This is a genomic window from Shewanella sp. 1311, assembly GCF_059338235.1.
Genome location: NZ_CM181686.1, coordinates 4659356 through 4675469, shown reverse-complemented (window position 1 = coordinate 4675469; position 16114 = coordinate 4659356). Strand labels below are relative to the sequence as shown.

The window sequence follows — 16114 nt, the reverse complement described above, 5'->3', positions numbered from 1 at the left end:
GATGAACTAAAGAACGATGACAAACCTTTAGCCAACCAAACTTTTAGCCCTGTGTTTAGTCCAGATAGTCCGCATAGCAACTGCGCGGGTTATCTAGACTTTCGATTAACGTACCGACTCCACTAAACTCATGTTTCTAATCTGATTTGACTAAGCTGATCAGATTAAGCTCATTTCACTAAGCTGGAAATCAATGCACGCAGCGCGGCAGGTTTTATCATTTTCGCCATATAGTGATAGCCGCGGCGTTGCACATCTTCCACCAGCTCTTTACGGGTATTGGCGGTGATCAAAATGCCGGGCAAGTCTTTGCCATACAGGGCACGAATACCGTCCATCGCATCGACACCATTTTGGCCATCATCTAAGTGATAATCGGCGAGGACAATATCGGGCGCGACGCCTTTCAGCCCCAGCTTAATGCGTGCATCGGATAAATCTTTTGCGCAAATAACCTCACATTGCCAACGACTTAATAGACTTTCTAAGCCCGCCAGAATCGCCTCTTCGTTATCGATACACAGCACTTTGATACCCGATAACGGCTGCAGCAGCGATGGCAACGCCTTCACTTGCGGCTGACGTACAGTCTCCCCGAGCGGCACACAAATGGAGAATACCGAGCCGCGCCCTAAATGGGACGAGACTTGAATACCGTGTTCCAGCACTTTACTGATGCGATCGGCAATTGCTAAACCTAAGCCTAATCCGCTGACATTGTTGCTCTTAGGATTATTCAGCCGTTTGAATTCTTTAAAAATCTCTTGGGTTTCTTTTTCATCGATACCACAGCCTGTGTCTAACACTTGGATCTCAAGGTAATGACCGCGATGGCGACAACCAAACAAGACTCTGCCACCACGGGCGTAGCGGTAGGCATTGGTTAAAAAGTTTTGTAGGACACGCCGTAACAGCGAAGGATCAGAATTAACAGTCGCACTGCATGGGATCATCTTAAAACGGATTTGGTTGTCCGCAGCCATCGCCTCAAACTCCACGGATAAGCCATTGATCAGTTCTGAAATCGCAAAGTCACGCCGATTAACATCCACCATGCCGGAATCGAGTTTAGAAATATCCAGCAGATCGGTGAGCAACTCGCCGGCGATCTTAAGCGAGCTGTTCACATGGGATAAGGTGGTTCTGGCCTCGCGATCTAAATTGGGATACTGAGATAAAGATGCGGTAAACAACCTTGCAGCATTCAGCGGTTGCATTAAATCATGGCCAACAGCAGCCAAGAAGCGACTCTTAGAGGCGTTAGCGATTTCTTCCTGCGCTTTAGCCTCGAGTAACTCACTGTTCAACATGGCTAATTCATAGGTTCGCTCATTAACGCGGCTTTCTAAGGTTTCATTGGCTTCGAGCAGCGCCCGCTCCTGCTCGCGATACTGAGTAATATCGGTAAAGGTCATCACAAAACCACCATCTGGCATGGGATTACCTTGAATTTTAATCACTTTACCGTCTCTGCGATGGCGCTCAGAAGTGTGCGGCGTGCCATTACGCATGTGCTGTACCCGCTGTTCAACCTGCTGTTCGATTTCACCTTCACCACAATAACCCCGCGCCGCATTAAAACGGATCACTTCGCTGATGGGCATGCCCTGCTGCAAGAATCCATCGGGATATTGATACAGCTCCACATATTTATAATTCCAAGCTACTAGGTTGAGATCGTTATCTATCACGCTCATGCCTTCATAGGCGTGCTCAATCGCGCCGCGCAGCATGTCTTGGCTGAGCATAATTTTCGATGAAGCTTCATCCACTAGACTGAACACTTCATCCAGCGCCAAATCACGCCCTTGCAGCACAGAATCCATCACCAGCGCCGCGCTTGAGGCGCCGAGTACGCCCGCTAATAAACGTTCCGTGTGGAAAATCAGCTCTGGCGGCGCCGCTTTATGCCAACTATCACTTTTTACGGCATCAATTGAGAAACGGCTAAAACTCTCGTAGGCGCGTGTTGGGCTGACGAATCGACTGGCAAGAATAAGCAAATCCTGCTGTGAAATCGGGCCATTTTTCTTATTGGCGCTGTTTTTCAACTTGCCAGGACTGACAATGGCACTGGCCTGAATACGCTCGGCCACACCCGCCCTAAACCAAATCGACCCCAAAATATAACAGGCGATATTGGCAAAAAGTGCCGTCAGCGCATCACGCACATTGGGCGTTATCGCATCTAGCAAGCCTTTCTCGCTCGCGACGCCAGACAAGAACACCGATGAACTTTGCACATCTGTCATGCCCTGCAACATAATGTAAAACCACAGCGTAAAGCCTACCCCGAGTCCTAAAAACACCCCAGCACGATTGCCGTGTTTCCAATAGAGACCGCCCACTAAGGCGGGCGCTAACTGAGCAAAAGCCCCGAAGGACAACATGCCGAGATGGGATAAGGAATCACTGTCGGCTAAGGCCAGATAACTGCCATAACCTAAGCCAAGAATGATCACGATCGCCAAACGGCGGGCATTGAGTAGTAGCTGCGAGAACTGACTGAAGTTTTTCTCACGGATATGGCCCGTACGCAGCATCACAGGCACCAGCCATTCGTTACTCACCATCACACTAATAGTCACCACCGCCACTATCACCATGCCGGTTGCCGCCGAAAGTGTGCCCAGCAGTGCAATCACCGCCAGCAAAGGTTGATCTAAAGCGAGTGGCAAATTAATCACATAGGTATCGGCCGACACTGAATCGCCGAGGATAATTTTCCCCGCTAAGGCGAGCGGCCCAACGAATAAACCAAAAAGCGCTAAATAGATGGGAAACAGCCAACGTCCTTTCGACAACACAGACTCATCGGCGCATTCCACCACCATCACATGGAACTGCCTTGGCATACACAAAAACGCCGCCATTCCGACAAGTAACTCAGGCATTAGGGCTTCAATACGAGGATTGGGATAATTGATCAGCGACTGCGCATTCGCCTGCTGCCAAATATCCCCAAAACCATCGAACACCCCAAAACTAATGACGACGCCGACCAATAAAAATGCGGCGAGCTTCACCAGAGACTCAAAGGCAATCGCGAGCATCATGCCGGGATTGTGCTCGGTGGCATCGAGTTTGCGGGTACCAAATAAAATGGCAAATATGGCTAACAAAGACGTGATCAGTAACGGAATCGTCACGCCATCGAGGGGATCGTCGGCGGGTTGGAACAGGTTAAGGCTGAACACCATCGCCTTAAGCTGCAGGGCGATATAGGGCATGATGCCAAACAAGGCGATTAAGGTGACTAAGGCGGCTAAGGTTTGGGATTTGCCGTATCGGGCGGCAATAAAGTCGGCCACTGAGGTGATATTTTGTGCCTTAGACACTAATACCATCTTGCGTAACATGCCAAAACCTAAGGTAAAAATCAGAATTGGGCCGATAAAAATCGGTAAAAAAGACCAGAGATCCTTAGCCGATTGGCCAACAGTGCCTAAAAAACTCCACGAGGAACAGTAAACCGCTAAGCTCAGGCCATAAATACCGACCTGTAGCTTTTTGGTGATCCGGCTAAACCAACGCTCCGCCCCCCACGCTAATAGGAATAAAAGCGAGACATAACAGACGGCAATAACGGCGACGACTAAGGTTAAATTCATACTTTGCTCTTTTTTCTGATTATTGTGCGATAAAACCTGTCTAAAATCTAGCCGGATTTTTAATGCAACAGACTAAATATAAAGGAAAATTTAAAACTAGACCAAGGTCTAATGGAGTTGCCGCCCCCTTGCATACCATACTCAGTCCACGCAATTTTTCAAAAGGGAAGCCCTATGAGCTCGCAGTCTCTCTACAAAGTCTCCGGCAATATCGCTGCCAATGCACTTGTAAACAACGATAAATATAAAACAATGTACCAAGAGTCGATTGTCAATCCCGAAGGTTTCTGGAGAGAACACGGCAAGCGTATTGATTGGATAAAACCCTATACCAAAATTAAAAAAACCTCTTTTGATGATCATAACTTATCGATCAACTGGTTTTACGACGGCACCCTGAATGCTTCTGCCAACTGTTTAGATCGTCACTTAGCCGAGCACAGTGATCGCGTGGCGATTATTTGGGAAGGCGACAACGCCAGCGAACAACGCAAAATTACCTACGGTGAATTACATGCAGATGTGTGTAAATTCGCTAACGCATTACGCAGCCAAGGCGTGCGCCGCGGTGACATAGTCACGATTTACATGCCTATGGTGCCAGAAGCCGCAGTAGCTATGCTTGCCTGTGCCCGTATCGGCGCGGTGCACTCTGTGGTCTTCGGTGGTTTCTCACCGGATTCTATCGCCTCTCGCGTCATTGATGGCAAATCAAAAGTCATTATTACCTCAGATGAAGGTATGCGCGGTGGCCGTGCTATCCCATTGAAACGCAACATCGATGATGCCTTAAAAAATCCTGATGTCACTACCGTTGAAAAAGTCATCGTGCTTAAACGCACGGGTGGCAAAGTGGATTGGGTAGAAGGCCGAGATGTGTGGTGGCACTCACTGATGGAAACCGCATCTGAGTACTGCCAACCAGAGGAAATGGATGCCGAAGCGCCGTTATTCCTGCTGTATACCTCAGGTTCAACCGGTAACCCCAAGGGCGTATTGCACACCACTGGCGGCTACATGGTTTATGCGTCTATGACCCATGAGTATGTGTTCGACTACAAAGCGGGCGAAGTGTACTGGTGTACCGCCGACGTGGGTTGGATCACTGGCCACTCTTATATGGTTTACGGCCCACTCGCCAATGGTGCGACTGTGCTTATCCATGAAGGCGTACCGAATCATCCAAGCCCTGCCCGTTTAGGCGAAATGATTGACCGCCATAAAGTGAGCATTCTTTACACAGCGCCAACCTTAATTCGCGCGCTGATGGCCGAAGGTAAACAACACTTCGATAAGTTCGATGGCAGCAGCTTGAGGATCATGGGCTCAGTAGGCGAACCCATCAACCCAGAAGCATGGCGTTGGTACCATGAGGTCATAGGTCATGAACATTGCCCTATCGTCGATACTTGGTGGCAAACTGAAACGGGCGGTATTTTGATCACGCCACTGCCTGGGGCGACCGACACTAAACCTGGTTCAGCGACCCGTCCGTTCTTTGGCGTTCAACCTGCCTTAGTCGATAACATGGGGAATATTTTAGAGGGTGAGAACGAAGGTAACTTAGTGTTACTCGACTCTTGGCCGGGCCAAATGCGAACTGTATATGGCGACCACGAACGATTCGTACTGACCTATTTTAAAACCTTCCGTGGCATGTATTTTACCGGTGACGGTGCCCGTCGCGATGAAGATGGTTACTACTGGATAACAGGCCGCGTCGATGACGTGATCAACGTATCCGGCCACAGATTAGGTACGGCAGAGGTAGAAAGTGCGCTGGTATCACATGAACTGGTTGCAGAAGCTGCAGTAGTTGGCTACCCACACGATATTAAAGGCCAAGGTATTTATGCGTATGTCACGCTAACCCGCGGCACTGAAGAAACCGAAGAGCTACGTCAAGAGCTGCGTCAATGGGTCCGTAAAGAAATTGGTGCGCTGGCAACCCCAGATCTCATCCAATGGGCGACAGGCTTACCTAAGACTCGTTCGGGCAAGATCATGCGCCGCTTCCTGCGTAAGATTGCCGCTAACGAAGTGACCAATTTAGGGGATGCATCAACCTTGGCCGATCCAGCTGTGATCGAAACCTTGATTGAATCACGCTTGAATCGTACTGAGTAATATCCGAGTTACGAACAACGTCCACAACGCTTAGTTTATGCCCAATAGGCTAAGCGTAACCTGAACCTCCCTTTTTAAACCTCAGGTTAAAAGTGAACCCTGTTGAGAGAGTGTGTGATTGCTCCTTTCTCTAGCTTGCCCCTCCAACCAGGGGCATTTTTTTTGCCTGTTATGTTAAGCTTGCGACCTCACTTTTATTCAGCATAGATTTTTTATCAGCGTGTCAGTCAAACTCAGAGACTATCAACAGCAAGCGGTTAATGCCGCCATCGCCCATTTTAGGCAAAGCCAAGCTTCCGCTGTACTCGTATTGCCCACAGGCGCTGGCAAAAGCATAGTGATCGCTGAACTGGCGCGCATCGCCAAAGGCAGAGTCTTAGTGCTCACCCACGTGAAAGAATTAGTCGCGCAAAATGCCGAGAAAGTCGGCCTACTCACGGCACAAGCCAGTATCTATGCGGCGGGACTCAATCAAAAAGCCACTGAGGGGAAAACCGTCGTCGCCAGCATTCAATCGGCGGCGCGGGGGTTAACCCAGTTCGACCAGCCGTTCTCGTTAGTGATTATTGATGAATGCCACAGAGTCAGCCTTGAGAAAACCAGCCAGTATCAACAAGTGCTCAATCATTTACGCACGAAAAATCCCCAACTAAGATTGCTCGGTCTCACCGCCACACCCTATCGCCTTGGCACTGGCTGGATTTATCAGCAACACTATCACGGCAAAGTAGGATCTCCCGAACATGCAGTGTTCGAACATTGTGTGTTCGAGCTACCCATCAGGCCACTCATTAAGCAAGGTTACCTCACAGCACCAACGCTGTTTGATGGCCTCAGTGCCCAGTACGATTTCAGCCAACTGAAAGCCAATGACAATGGCGAGTATGCTGAAGCCGAGGTTAACGATTTACTGGGGCATTACGGCCGCGCGACTACCGCGATAGTGAAACAGCTCATTGAACTGAGCCAACATAGAAAAGGCATTATCATCTTCGCGGCAACGGTGCGTCACGCCAATGAGATTTTTGGCCTACTCAACCAAGCTCACGCTGCACAGAGCGCCATTATCACGGCACAAACGCACGACAATGAACGTGATGCGACGATTGAACGCTTTAAAGCCCAAGAGCTTAAGTTTTTGGTCAACGTGGCTGTGTTGACGACAGGCTTCGACGCACCCCATGTGGATTTGATTGCGATTTTGCGCCCAACCGCCTCAGTCAGTCTGTTTCAACAAATGATCGGCCGTGGTTTACGAATCGCTGAAGGTAAAAAAGATTGTCTTATCATCGACTATGCTGCCAATGGTTATGACTTGTATTTCCCCGAGGTCGGCCAAGCTAAACCCAACAGTAAATCGGTACCCGTGCAAGTGCATTGCCCAGTATGTGATTTTGCCAATATTTTCTGGGGACTCACGGACGACGATGGCGACATCATTGAACACTTTGGTCGCCGTTGTCAGGGCATAGTCGAACAGCAAGGTAAAAAGCTACAGTGCGACTTTCGATTTAGATCTAAATCTTGCCCTGATTGCGGTGAAGAGAATGATATTGCCGCGCGCATTTGCCAGCACTGCCAATCGACTCTCATCGATCCCGATAAACGCCTTCGCCAAGTGCTCAGCCAGCAGCACCATCATTTGTTCCGCTGCCAACATATGACGCTCATCGACGATGACGGTAATCTAAAAGTGCAATACCTCGATATCGACGGCAATGAATTCAATCTCCGCTTTAAATTGCAAACGCCGGCCCAGTGGCGAGCCCTATATGCCTTATTCATCTTTCCCCATAGCCGTACACCGGGATTAAAACCAAAAAAGTACACTAAGGTGGCAGAGTTAATCAGCGACGTGGATAAATTCCGCATGCCCGATCTCTTGCTACTGAAGAAACATAAAAAAGGCTGGGATCTGCTCGAAAGCTATTTTGATTATCAAGGCCGCTATCAAACTGAAAATAAACACGGCTGACATTATCAATTCACTTAGGCCTATGGTATAAAACGACTAAAGTAATCCTAAGGAGCTATTATGTTCGTTGTTATTTTTGGCCGTCCAGGCTGTCCTTATTGCGTTCGTGCTGTGCAATTATCTGAGCAACTCGTTGAAAAACGTGATGACTTTAAGTTCAGATATGTCGATATCCACGCAGAAGGTATCTCTAAAGCAGATTTAGAGAAAACTGTTGGTAAACCAGTTGAAACAGTACCGCAGATTTTCGTCGATGAGAAACACGTCGGTGGCTGCACAGATTTCGAACAATATGTTCGCGAAAACAATCTGTTAGATTAAGCTCTACACATATGTGACCCGCTTAATGCAAAAGGAGACCTAAGGTCTCCTTTTTAGTTTTTATCGCAAGCAAGTAAGATTAGAGCACATACTTAGCCGAGAACATAATGCGGCTCAAATCACCATCATCGCCATTTTCTTTACTGTTCTTGGCATACATATACTCGACCCCAAAGGTCAGCGGTTTGCTTGGCGAGTAAAGTAAGTTGATATAGCCTGAATAAGCATCCTTATTCACGCCTGAACCGGTTAAAGCCACATCGTTATCCGCTTGCATGCCTGACAAGGTTACACTGTTGCGCCACTGCTCATTCCACCAATGACGGTAAGACACAAATCCACCTAAAGTACGAATCGACTCGATATCACCGTTAGCATCTAGCACGCCCGCATTAATGTAATTGAGTGCCATATAACGACCTAAACCTTCACCATAGGTGGCCGTGAAGCGAAGATCATCTTTGCCGACCTGAATAATGCCCGCCACACTTGCGCCATATCCTAGGGCTGAGCTATCAATCTGAGTCGCACCTATCTTAGTTTCTAAATTCAACTGACGGGCAATACCCGCAAAGGAGAACGCCGCGCCGCCGTCTGTTTTGAGGTTATACCGCGCGATAACATCGGGCACGACACCGCTACCACTGGTAATGCGGGCACCGCCTTGATTTGGCGTGACTGTGGTTTCAGGATTTTCGATCGCGAATTGGAAATTACCTTGGGTATAGCGCAATAGCGTTTGGCGGGCGAACGGGGTTCCGTCGGCAGCACCAACAAAATCGAGATTCTCAGGTAACGCAGCAGCATTTTGGAAGGTTGTCCACGTTTGACCTACGGTCCAATTGTCATAGGAGACAAATGCATGGCGAATACGAGGCGAATAGCTGTTGGAAGTACGTTCATTACCATCGGTGTGGGTCATAAAATCGAGTTCAATAAAGCCAGAAAGTTTATGACCATCAACATCAGTCGTCGCTTTGAAATTAAAACGCGTTTCGCGAGCTTGAAAATCCACGACTTGATTGCCATTACCCTCTTTTCCATAAATAGTGCCAGGAACATAAAACTGCCTAGAGAGATCCCCCGAATCCGGTGCGCCATTGCCGTAATCACTGAACATAATGTCAGCTTTGATATAACCGCCAAACTCAACATCCGTATCTTTTAGTGATGCCGCATTGGCCGAACTTGCTAATGCCAATAATATTGCACTACCCATCAAGCTTAGTTTTGCTTGTTTCATTTTTTGTCTTTCCCCAATTGTTATTATTTATCCGCAACCAATATGGACAAATTAACAAGTGAGAAACATTGGCAATAGGTCTATGAGACAAAAGTAGAAAATATCATGATAAATAATATGTTAGGAAAATATTTGAAACGAAATAAGTAAAACGAAGGTATTAAATCTAGTACTGGGAATTGAAGTTTAACTTAGTAAATTTAGTGGGTAACTTGAGAGATATAAAGCGGGGTAATAAGTGGTGGGTCGTGAAGGATTCGAACCTTCGACCAATTGGTTAAAAGCCAACTGCTCTACCGACTGAGCTAACGACCCATCTAGGTATTGCGCTGATTTATGCACTTTCAGTAAAGTGGTGGGTCGTGAAGGATTCGAACCTTCGACCAATTGGTTAAAAGCCAACTGCTCTACCGACTGAGCTAACGACCCATCTAGGTATTGCCATAAAACTATTCACTTATTTATTGCATTTATCATGCTGATAATAAGTGGTGGGTCGTGAAGGATTCGAACCTTCGACCAATTGGTTAAAAGCCAACTGCTCTACCGACTGAGCTAACGACCCATCTAGGTATTGCGCTGATTTATGCACTTTCAGTAAAGTGGTGGGTCGTGAAGGATTCGAACCTTCGACCAATTGGTTAAAAGCCAACTGCTCTACCGACTGAGCTAACGACCCATCTGGTGTGGCACTGATTTATACACTTTCAGTAAAGTGGAGTGCCGTGAAGGATTAGAACCATTCGACTGATTGGTTAAAAGCCAACTGCCCTGGCTTTATAAAAAAGCGACTGAGCTAACGACCCATCTAGGTATTGCGATAAAACTGTTCACTTATTTTTGGCATTTATAATGCGAATAATAAGTGGTGGGTCGTGAAGGATTCGAACCTTCGACCAATTGGTTAAAAGCCAACTGCTCTACCGACTGAGCTAACGACCCATCTAGGTATTGCGATAAAACTGTTCACTTATTTTAAGCATTCAAAATGCGAATAATAAGTGGTGGGTCGTGAAGGATTCGAACCTTCGACCAATTGGTTAAAAGCCAACTGCTCTACCGACTGAGCTAACGACCCATCTGGTGTTGCGCTGATTTATGCACTTTCAGTAAAGTGTTATGCCATTAAGGATTAGAACCATTCAACTGATTGGTTAAAAGCCAACTGCCCTAGCTTTGTAAAAAAGCGAATGAGCTAACGACCAATTGTACTGCTGACTATCTCGTTAAATACCACTAACTTATTCTATTTATTAGAGTAAGTGGTGGGTCGTGAAGGATTCGAACCTTCGACCAATTGGTTAAAAGCCAACTGCTCTACCGACTGAGCTAACGACCCATTTACTGGTATTTTACGCCCCGAACGACCTCGCCGCTCTGAGGGCGCCTATAATACCTTTTTCATCTTCTCATGCAAGCGCAAATTCCCAATTTTTTGTCGTTTGCATGAAAAACAGACTAAGAGTATGTTTTTTAGTTAATTACGCTTTAATTGCAGCCAGTTGCTGCTGTGCAATGCGCGCTGCTGCGCTGTTTGCGTAATCTTTGACGACTTGTTGGTAGTATTGCGTCGCCCCAGCCTTGTCACCGGTTTTCTCGGCGATCATGCCAAGCTTCACTAAACTGTCACCCCGTTTATTGGAATCACTAAAACGGTCAACCACAGTTTTGAAGGCTTGTTTGGCTTCTGCAAATTCGCTCTTATTAAATAATAGCTGCCCTAACCAATAGTTAGCATTCGCGGCATACACAGAATCTGGGTATTGTTTGATAAAGGCACGGAAGGCAGGAATAGCGTCGTCATACTTACGCTCTTTCAAGACTAAATTAACGGCACTCTCATAGCTTGCAGTTTCACTTAAACTACTTGAAGCCGCATTCGTCGAGGCTACAGAAGGTGTGGATGTCGCGGCTGCGGCTGCAGGAGCGGCAGATGCCTTTGAGGATAAATTAGCAAGTTCATCATATAACTGACGCTGACGCTGTTGCATCTGCTCAATCTGATAATTCTGTTGTTCGGTTAAACCACGTAAATCGAGCACTTCTTGCTGCAGTGTATCAAGACGGCGCTGCATATCGAGCTCGCTTTGTTGTCTTGATTTTACAATACGTTCTATGCGAGCAAGTCTGTCATCACCCGAACCACCAGCAATATCTTCCACAGGAGCAGGTGCTGCAACTGCAGCACCCGCACCAAGGAACATTGCCGTAATTAAGACGGCACGTTTCATTGTGTTACTCTCCGAGATTCAATCTTAGTAAACTAAAACTGCACGACGGTTTTTGCCAAAACCTTCATCAGTGCGAGAAAAATCAAGTGGTTTTTCTTCGCCATAGCTGACTACGCTCATTTGGCTTGGCTGTACGCCCATACCTTGTAGGTATTTAGCAACGGCTTTAGCACGACGTTCGCCCAGAGCGATGTTGTACTCAGGCGTGCCACGCTCATCAGCATGACCTTCAATCAGTACGCGCACGCTTGGGTGCTCAACTAAGTAAGTGCCATGGGCTTCTAATATTGCGGCGAAATCAGTTTGAACTTCACTGCGGTCAAAGTCGAAGTAAATGATGTGTTGCTTTCTCAAGTCTTCTAACTGCTGACGTTGTTGCTCTTCAGCAGACAACATTGCGCCTACACCACCAGTTTGAATGCCACCACCATTCAGTTCACTACCTGAACCGTTTGTTGAGCCCATTGCATCAGTTTCTGATTCTGAAGTTGAGCTACATGCACTAAGAGCCATAATTGGAAGTGCTACCAACATAGCTTTTAACAACTTATTCAGATCCATTACGTGTTCCTTATAAAATTAAATGTGATTAAATCAAGGTATAACATTAGAGAAACGGTGACCAAGAAGGTGATTTCACCTCACCTTGACCTGCCGGTAATCTTGCTTTAAAACGTCCATCCGTAGAAACAGCTGCTAATACTTGCTTGCCTTGGTATGTGGTGCCATAGATCACCATAGTACCATTAGGGGCCACACTTGGAGATTCATCCAAACGTGTCGATGTCAGCACCTGCATAAAACGCGTACTTAAATCCATACGCGCAATATTAAATTTACCGTTCGTGCGATTAACAAAAATCATACTGCGACCATCAGGGGTAATTGAACCACCGAGGTTCCATTCACCTTCAAAGGTTTCACGACTCACTTTACCTGAGCTCAACTCTACGCGATAAATCTGTGGTCTACCACCGCGCTCTGATGTAAAAATCAACGACTTTCCATCAGGATACCATGATGGCTCAGTATCGATAGCATAGTGATTGGTAATACGCTTAATGGCTTTGGTCGCAATATCTATGATGTAAATTTCAGGCTGACCGTCTTTAGATAAAGTGATCGCCAAAGATTTTCCATCGGGTGAGAACGCCGGCGCACCGTTAATACCAGGGAAAGAGCTCACTTTAGTGCGCACTTGGGTATAAAGGTCTTGCACGAAGATCTCAGCTTTTTTGTTTTCAAAGCTTACATACGCTAAACGACGACCATCGGGTGACCAAGTCGGTGACATCAACGGCTCTGGCGAGCGCAGTAACATTTGTTCATTAACGCCATCATAATCAGCAACCATCAATTGATATGGGGCTTTTTGAGTATGATTGACCACAACATAGGAGATCCGCGTTAAGAATGCGCCGCGAATACCGGTTAACTTTTCATAGACGATATCGCTGATCCTGTGTCCATATTGGCGAAATTGCGCCGCTGAAATCACAGTTTGACGGCTGTCCATCAAAAATTCTGTTGCACTAACTGGGCCTTTCAACGCTTGGTTTTGGGCTTTAACTAAATCGATTAAATCAAAGCTCACCAGATATTGATCAGTACCATAAGGTTTAACGGTACCTAGCACTAACGCTTCGGCGCCAACACTTGACCAAGAATTAGCTTGAAACTGTGCCACAGTGCCAATATTACGCTGAGGCAGTCCAAGTTCGTCTAAAGGTTTAAACGTACCGCTACGCACTAAGTCAGACATCACTACATCCGCAATCGCTTGCGGTGCGGCGCCAGGACCTTGCCAAACAAAAGGCATCACAGCGATGGGACGCGCAGCGTCAACACCTTCTGTGATCACAATATCCAATGCCGCTTTTGCGGGGGTGGTGCATAGCAGAACTGCTAATGCTAACCATTTTGCCAATATTCTCATGGGACTCCTTTAATTAAAACGTTGGTTCAACGATTAAGTTAATTTCTTTCATCAAGTTATAAACTGCAGGGTCCGGAGACACTGGCAATTTACCCGCCTTCAAAATCGCCGCTTTTGCTGCACGACAAACGTTAGGATCACCGCCTTTAGTTTGACTGCTGATCACAAAACCATCATTTGCTAATCGTACAGAGACAGTGCAAGTCTTTCCACGCATTGACTCATCCACTACCAAATTACGTTGGATAGTCGATTTAATCATTGCCTGATACTTACCCACTTCACTCTGCATCTGCTTATTCATGGTTTGCGACAACGCCGCCTGCTCCGCCGCTAATGCATCAGCCATTTCTTGCTCCTGCTGGGCGCGGGCTTTGGCTTCAGCATCGGCTTTGGCCTTAGCATCCGCTTTAGCTTTAGCATCTGCTTTGGCCTTAGCTTCGGCTTTCGCATCTGCATCTGCCTTGGCTTTTTCAGCTTTGGCCTTAGCTTCTGCCTCCTTTAGCTTACGGTCACTTTCCGCTTTCGCTGCTGCGGCTTCTTCCACTTTGCGTTTTTCTGCTGCTTTTTGCGCGGCATCTTCGGCGACTTTACGCTCCTGCTCTTTCAGCTTACGGTCGGCTTCGGCTTTAACTGCCTTTTCCTTTTCCTGCTGCTGTTTCACTTGAGCTAGCTTGGTCGCTTCATTGGCCTTTTGGGTTTCAATTTCTTGCTGCTTACGTTCTTGCTCTAACTGTTTAATCTGAGCTTGTTCACGTTCGCGCGCTTGCTTCGCTTCTTGCGCTTTGCGCTCAAGCTCAGCTTGACGTTCTTGCTCACGGCGCTCGGCATCACGCTTTTCTTGCTTAAGTTTCTCAACTTGATTAGCGACTTTTTGCTGATCAACCATCACGGCTTTAACCGCTGGCGCACTAACTTGTTGCATAGGCTCAGGTTTGTGAGAGAAATCGATCCCCAACGCCAGAATAATTATCACGCCAATATGAATACCCGCTGAAATTGACAGAGGTAATGTTACATCTGACTTATCTGCCACCTATTTCTCCTTGGGTGAATCCGTCATCAAACCGACTGATGGCACGCCAGCACCTTGCAAGGTCACCATCAACTGAATCACTTTATCGTAAGGAATATTTCTATCGGCCTTAACCACCACTGGACGCTCAGGCTCTGTCACCATAAGCGCAGCAACTTCCGTCGCCAGTTCTTCCAAGTCCATAGGAACGTTGGTCGAACCACCTTTATTCAGATAATAATCACCGTCACCGTCAATCGAAGCCACCACAGGTGGCTTACTGTCAGCAGGTAAAACTTCCGCAGCTCCTTGAGGCAGCTCCACTTTTACCCCTTGGGTGACTATGGGCGCTGTTACCATAAAAATAATTAACAGCACGAGCATCACGTCGATATAGGGCACCACGTTGATTTCGGCAACGGGGCGACGACGTTTGCGCTGATAAGCTGGTTGCATTATGCCCCTTCCTTCTCACTGTATGCTTGGCGATGCAAAATGCTGGAGAACTCTTCCATAAAGTTTGCGTAGGCCATTTCCAATTTATCGACTTGAGTCGAGAAACGGTTGTACGCAATAACCGCAGGGATCGCAGCAAATAGACCCATAGCCGTTGCAATCAAGGCTTCAGCAATACCGGGGGCAACCATAGCTAAGGTCGCGTTTTCCATCGAACCAATGGCGATAAATGAATTCATAATCCCCCATACCGTACCAAATAAACCGATATAAGGGCTAGTCGAACCAATGGTCGCTAATAAGGGTAAGTTAGCTTCTAACTTTTCCATTTCGCGAGAAAGTGTCACACGCATAGCACGTGATGTACCGTCCATCACGGCATCGGGCACTTTGCTATTTAATTTATTCAGACGTGAATATTCCTTAAAGCCAGTCACAAATAATGACTCTAAACCGCTATTATCTGGACGAGTCGATAATTCTTTATATAAACGGTTTAAATCAACGCCTGACCAAAATTTGTCTTCAAACTTCGCCGATTTACTTTTTGCGGATGTCAGTAAGCTACGGCGTTGTAAAATCACCGTCCAAGACATCACTGACAAGCAAAGTAAGGTGAACATAACAAATTTCACTAATAAACTGGCTTGTAAAAATAACCCAACAATCGACATATCAGCTTGCACTGTCAAACTCCTGCACAATATTTAAGGGAATAGCTCGGGGACGCATTCGTGACAGCGCAACACAAACAACCAGCACTGTGCCTTCACAATAACAGTCTCCCTGTTTATCGACCAAGCGTTGATGAAAGATCAACGAGGCCTTTTTCAACTCTATGACCTTAGTTTCAACAATAAGGTTCTGTTCAAAACGTGCCGCTTTGCGAAAATCTAATTCCGCACGCTTTACCACAAAGGCGGTATCGTCGGCTAAAAGCGCAGTCTGACTCACGCCAAGGGCTTTTAGCCACTCGGTTCTCGCCCGCTCAAAAAAGTTGAGATAGTTCGAATGATAGACAACGCCGCCAGCGTCGGTGTCTTCGTAATAGACTGAAATAGGCCAATGAAACATCATTTGAAAATAAGCAAATTTTGGTTGAAAAATTGACGCTTACTATACCTAGGGAAACAAGACTTGTGAATGACCCGACGAAGATATAGATAGGAATAGCGCGGGTTTCAGATGAATAGGGGCAA

The 16114-nt window shown here is 46.8% G+C and carries 12 protein-coding genes and 8 tRNA genes; 3 read left to right on the top strand and 17 right to left on the bottom strand.

Translation table 11 applies throughout. The features are described 5' to 3' along the window. Positions 1-170: 170 nt before the first annotated feature. Positions 171-3611 carry a hybrid sensor histidine kinase/response regulator gene (locus AC5YB3_RS20575; protein ID WP_494526063.1) on the bottom strand — a complete coding sequence of 1147 codons (3441 nt, stop codon included), beginning with the start codon at positions 3609-3611 and terminating at the stop codon, positions 171-173. A 174-nt stretch (positions 3612-3785) separates the two neighbouring features. On the opposite strand from AC5YB3_RS20575, the gene acs reads away from it, so the two are divergent. From acs to AC5YB3_RS20560, 3 genes are all read left to right on the top strand, one after another. Beyond that, positions 3786-5738, top strand: coding sequence for an acetate--CoA ligase (gene acs / locus AC5YB3_RS20570; RefSeq protein ID WP_011846554.1), 1953 nt, complete (start codon positions 3786-3788; stop codon positions 5736-5738). A gap of 220 nt (positions 5739-5958) precedes the next feature. Further along, entirely contained in the window at positions 5959-7713 is a 1755-nt protein-coding gene (gene radD / locus AC5YB3_RS20565) for a DNA repair helicase RadD (protein WP_494526062.1), read from the top strand. A 60-nt stretch (positions 7714-7773) separates the two neighbouring features. Next, on the top strand, positions 7774-8034 hold the full coding sequence (locus AC5YB3_RS20560; protein WP_006081259.1) for a GrxA family glutaredoxin: 261 nt from the start codon (positions 7774-7776) through the stop codon (positions 8032-8034). A 79-nt stretch (positions 8035-8113) separates the two neighbouring features. Here the strand turns inward: AC5YB3_RS20560 and AC5YB3_RS20555 are convergent, their stop codons facing one another. The 16 genes from AC5YB3_RS20555 to ybgC all read right to left on the bottom strand — a co-directional run bounded on the left by AC5YB3_RS20555 (position 8114) and on the right by ybgC (position 15992). Continuing rightward, positions 8114-9277, bottom strand: a complete 1164-nt coding sequence (locus tag AC5YB3_RS20555) for a DcaP family trimeric outer membrane transporter (RefSeq protein ID WP_494526061.1) — start codon at positions 9275-9277, stop codon at positions 8114-8116. Between the two features lie 239 nt (positions 9278-9516). Then, a tRNA-Lys gene (locus AC5YB3_RS20550) sits at positions 9517-9592 on the bottom strand. A gap of 38 nt (positions 9593-9630) precedes the next feature. Then, positions 9631-9706 (bottom strand) — tRNA-Lys (locus AC5YB3_RS20545). Between the two features lie 60 nt (positions 9707-9766). After that, a tRNA-Lys gene (locus AC5YB3_RS20540) sits at positions 9767-9842 on the bottom strand. 38 nt (positions 9843-9880) lie between these two features. After that, positions 9881-9956, bottom strand: a tRNA-Lys gene (locus AC5YB3_RS20535). A 37-nt stretch (positions 9957-9993) separates the two neighbouring features. Beyond that, a tRNA-Lys gene (locus AC5YB3_RS20530) sits at positions 9994-10083 on the bottom strand. Positions 10084-10143: 60 nt separating this feature from the next. After that, a tRNA-Lys gene (locus tag AC5YB3_RS20525) sits at positions 10144-10219 on the bottom strand. 60 nt (positions 10220-10279) lie between these two features. After that, positions 10280-10355, bottom strand: a tRNA-Lys gene (locus AC5YB3_RS20520). A 185-nt stretch (positions 10356-10540) separates the two neighbouring features. Then, positions 10541-10616: transfer RNA gene (locus tag AC5YB3_RS20515), tRNA-Lys, on the bottom strand. A 142-nt stretch (positions 10617-10758) separates the two neighbouring features. Continuing rightward, complete coding sequence (gene ybgF / locus AC5YB3_RS20510) at positions 10759-11508, bottom strand: tol-pal system protein YbgF (protein WP_011846551.1); 750 nt, start codon at positions 11506-11508, stop codon at positions 10759-10761. A 24-nt stretch (positions 11509-11532) separates the two neighbouring features. Next, positions 11533-12069 carry a peptidoglycan-associated lipoprotein Pal gene (gene pal, locus AC5YB3_RS20505; RefSeq protein ID WP_006081256.1) on the bottom strand — a complete coding sequence of 179 codons (537 nt, stop codon included), beginning with the start codon at positions 12067-12069 and terminating at the stop codon, positions 11533-11535. Between the two features lie 46 nt (positions 12070-12115). After that, positions 12116-13444, bottom strand: a complete 1329-nt coding sequence (gene tolB, locus AC5YB3_RS20500; RefSeq protein ID WP_006087449.1) for a Tol-Pal system beta propeller repeat protein TolB — start codon at positions 13442-13444, stop codon at positions 12116-12118. A 13-nt stretch (positions 13445-13457) separates the two neighbouring features. Next, a complete protein-coding gene (gene tolA / locus AC5YB3_RS20495; protein ID WP_012587889.1) occupies positions 13458-14480 on the bottom strand; it encodes a cell envelope integrity protein TolA in 1023 nt (340 codons plus the stop codon). Continuing rightward, a complete protein-coding gene (tolR, locus tag AC5YB3_RS20490) occupies positions 14481-14915 on the bottom strand; it encodes a protein TolR (RefSeq protein WP_006081253.1) in 435 nt (144 codons plus the stop codon). Beyond that, complete coding sequence (tolQ, locus tag AC5YB3_RS20485; protein WP_006081252.1) at positions 14915-15601, bottom strand: protein TolQ; 687 nt, start codon at positions 15599-15601, stop codon at positions 14915-14917. The genes tolR and tolQ overlap by 1 nt, the downstream gene beginning before the upstream one ends. Beyond that, positions 15591-15992, bottom strand: coding sequence for a tol-pal system-associated acyl-CoA thioesterase (gene ybgC / locus AC5YB3_RS20480; protein ID WP_006081251.1), 402 nt, complete (start codon positions 15990-15992; stop codon positions 15591-15593). The genes tolQ and ybgC overlap by 11 nt, the downstream gene beginning before the upstream one ends. Positions 15993-16114: the final 122 nt, after the last annotated feature.

Bases quoted from the DNA above. Each gene is read 5' to 3' on its own strand.
- pal (WP_006081256.1), bottom strand. From the start codon at position 12,069: ATGGATCTGAATAAGTTGTTAAAAGCTATGTTGGTAGCACTTCCAATT.
- ybgF (WP_011846551.1), bottom strand. From the start codon at position 11,508: ATGAAACGTGCCGTCTTAATTACGGCAATGTTCCTTGGTGCGGGTGCT.
- tolB (WP_006087449.1), bottom strand. From the start codon at position 13,444: ATGAGAATATTGGCAAAATGGTTAGCATTAGCAGTTCTGCTATGCACC.
- ybgC (WP_006081251.1), bottom strand. From the start codon at position 15,992: ATGATGTTTCATTGGCCTATTTCAGTCTATTACGAAGACACCGACGCT.
- AC5YB3_RS20575 (WP_494526063.1), bottom strand. From the start codon at position 3,611: ATGAATTTAACCTTAGTCGTCGCCGTTATTGCCGTCTGTTATGTCTCG.
- AC5YB3_RS20560 (WP_006081259.1), top strand. From the start codon at position 7,774: ATGTTCGTTGTTATTTTTGGCCGTCCAGGCTGTCCTTATTGCGTTCGT.
- acs (WP_011846554.1), top strand. From the start codon at position 3,786: ATGAGCTCGCAGTCTCTCTACAAAGTCTCCGGCAATATCGCTGCCAAT.
- tolR (WP_006081253.1), bottom strand. From the start codon at position 14,915: ATGCAACCAGCTTATCAGCGCAAACGTCGTCGCCCCGTTGCCGAAATC.
- AC5YB3_RS20555 (WP_494526061.1), bottom strand. From the start codon at position 9,277: ATGAAACAAGCAAAACTAAGCTTGATGGGTAGTGCAATATTATTGGCA.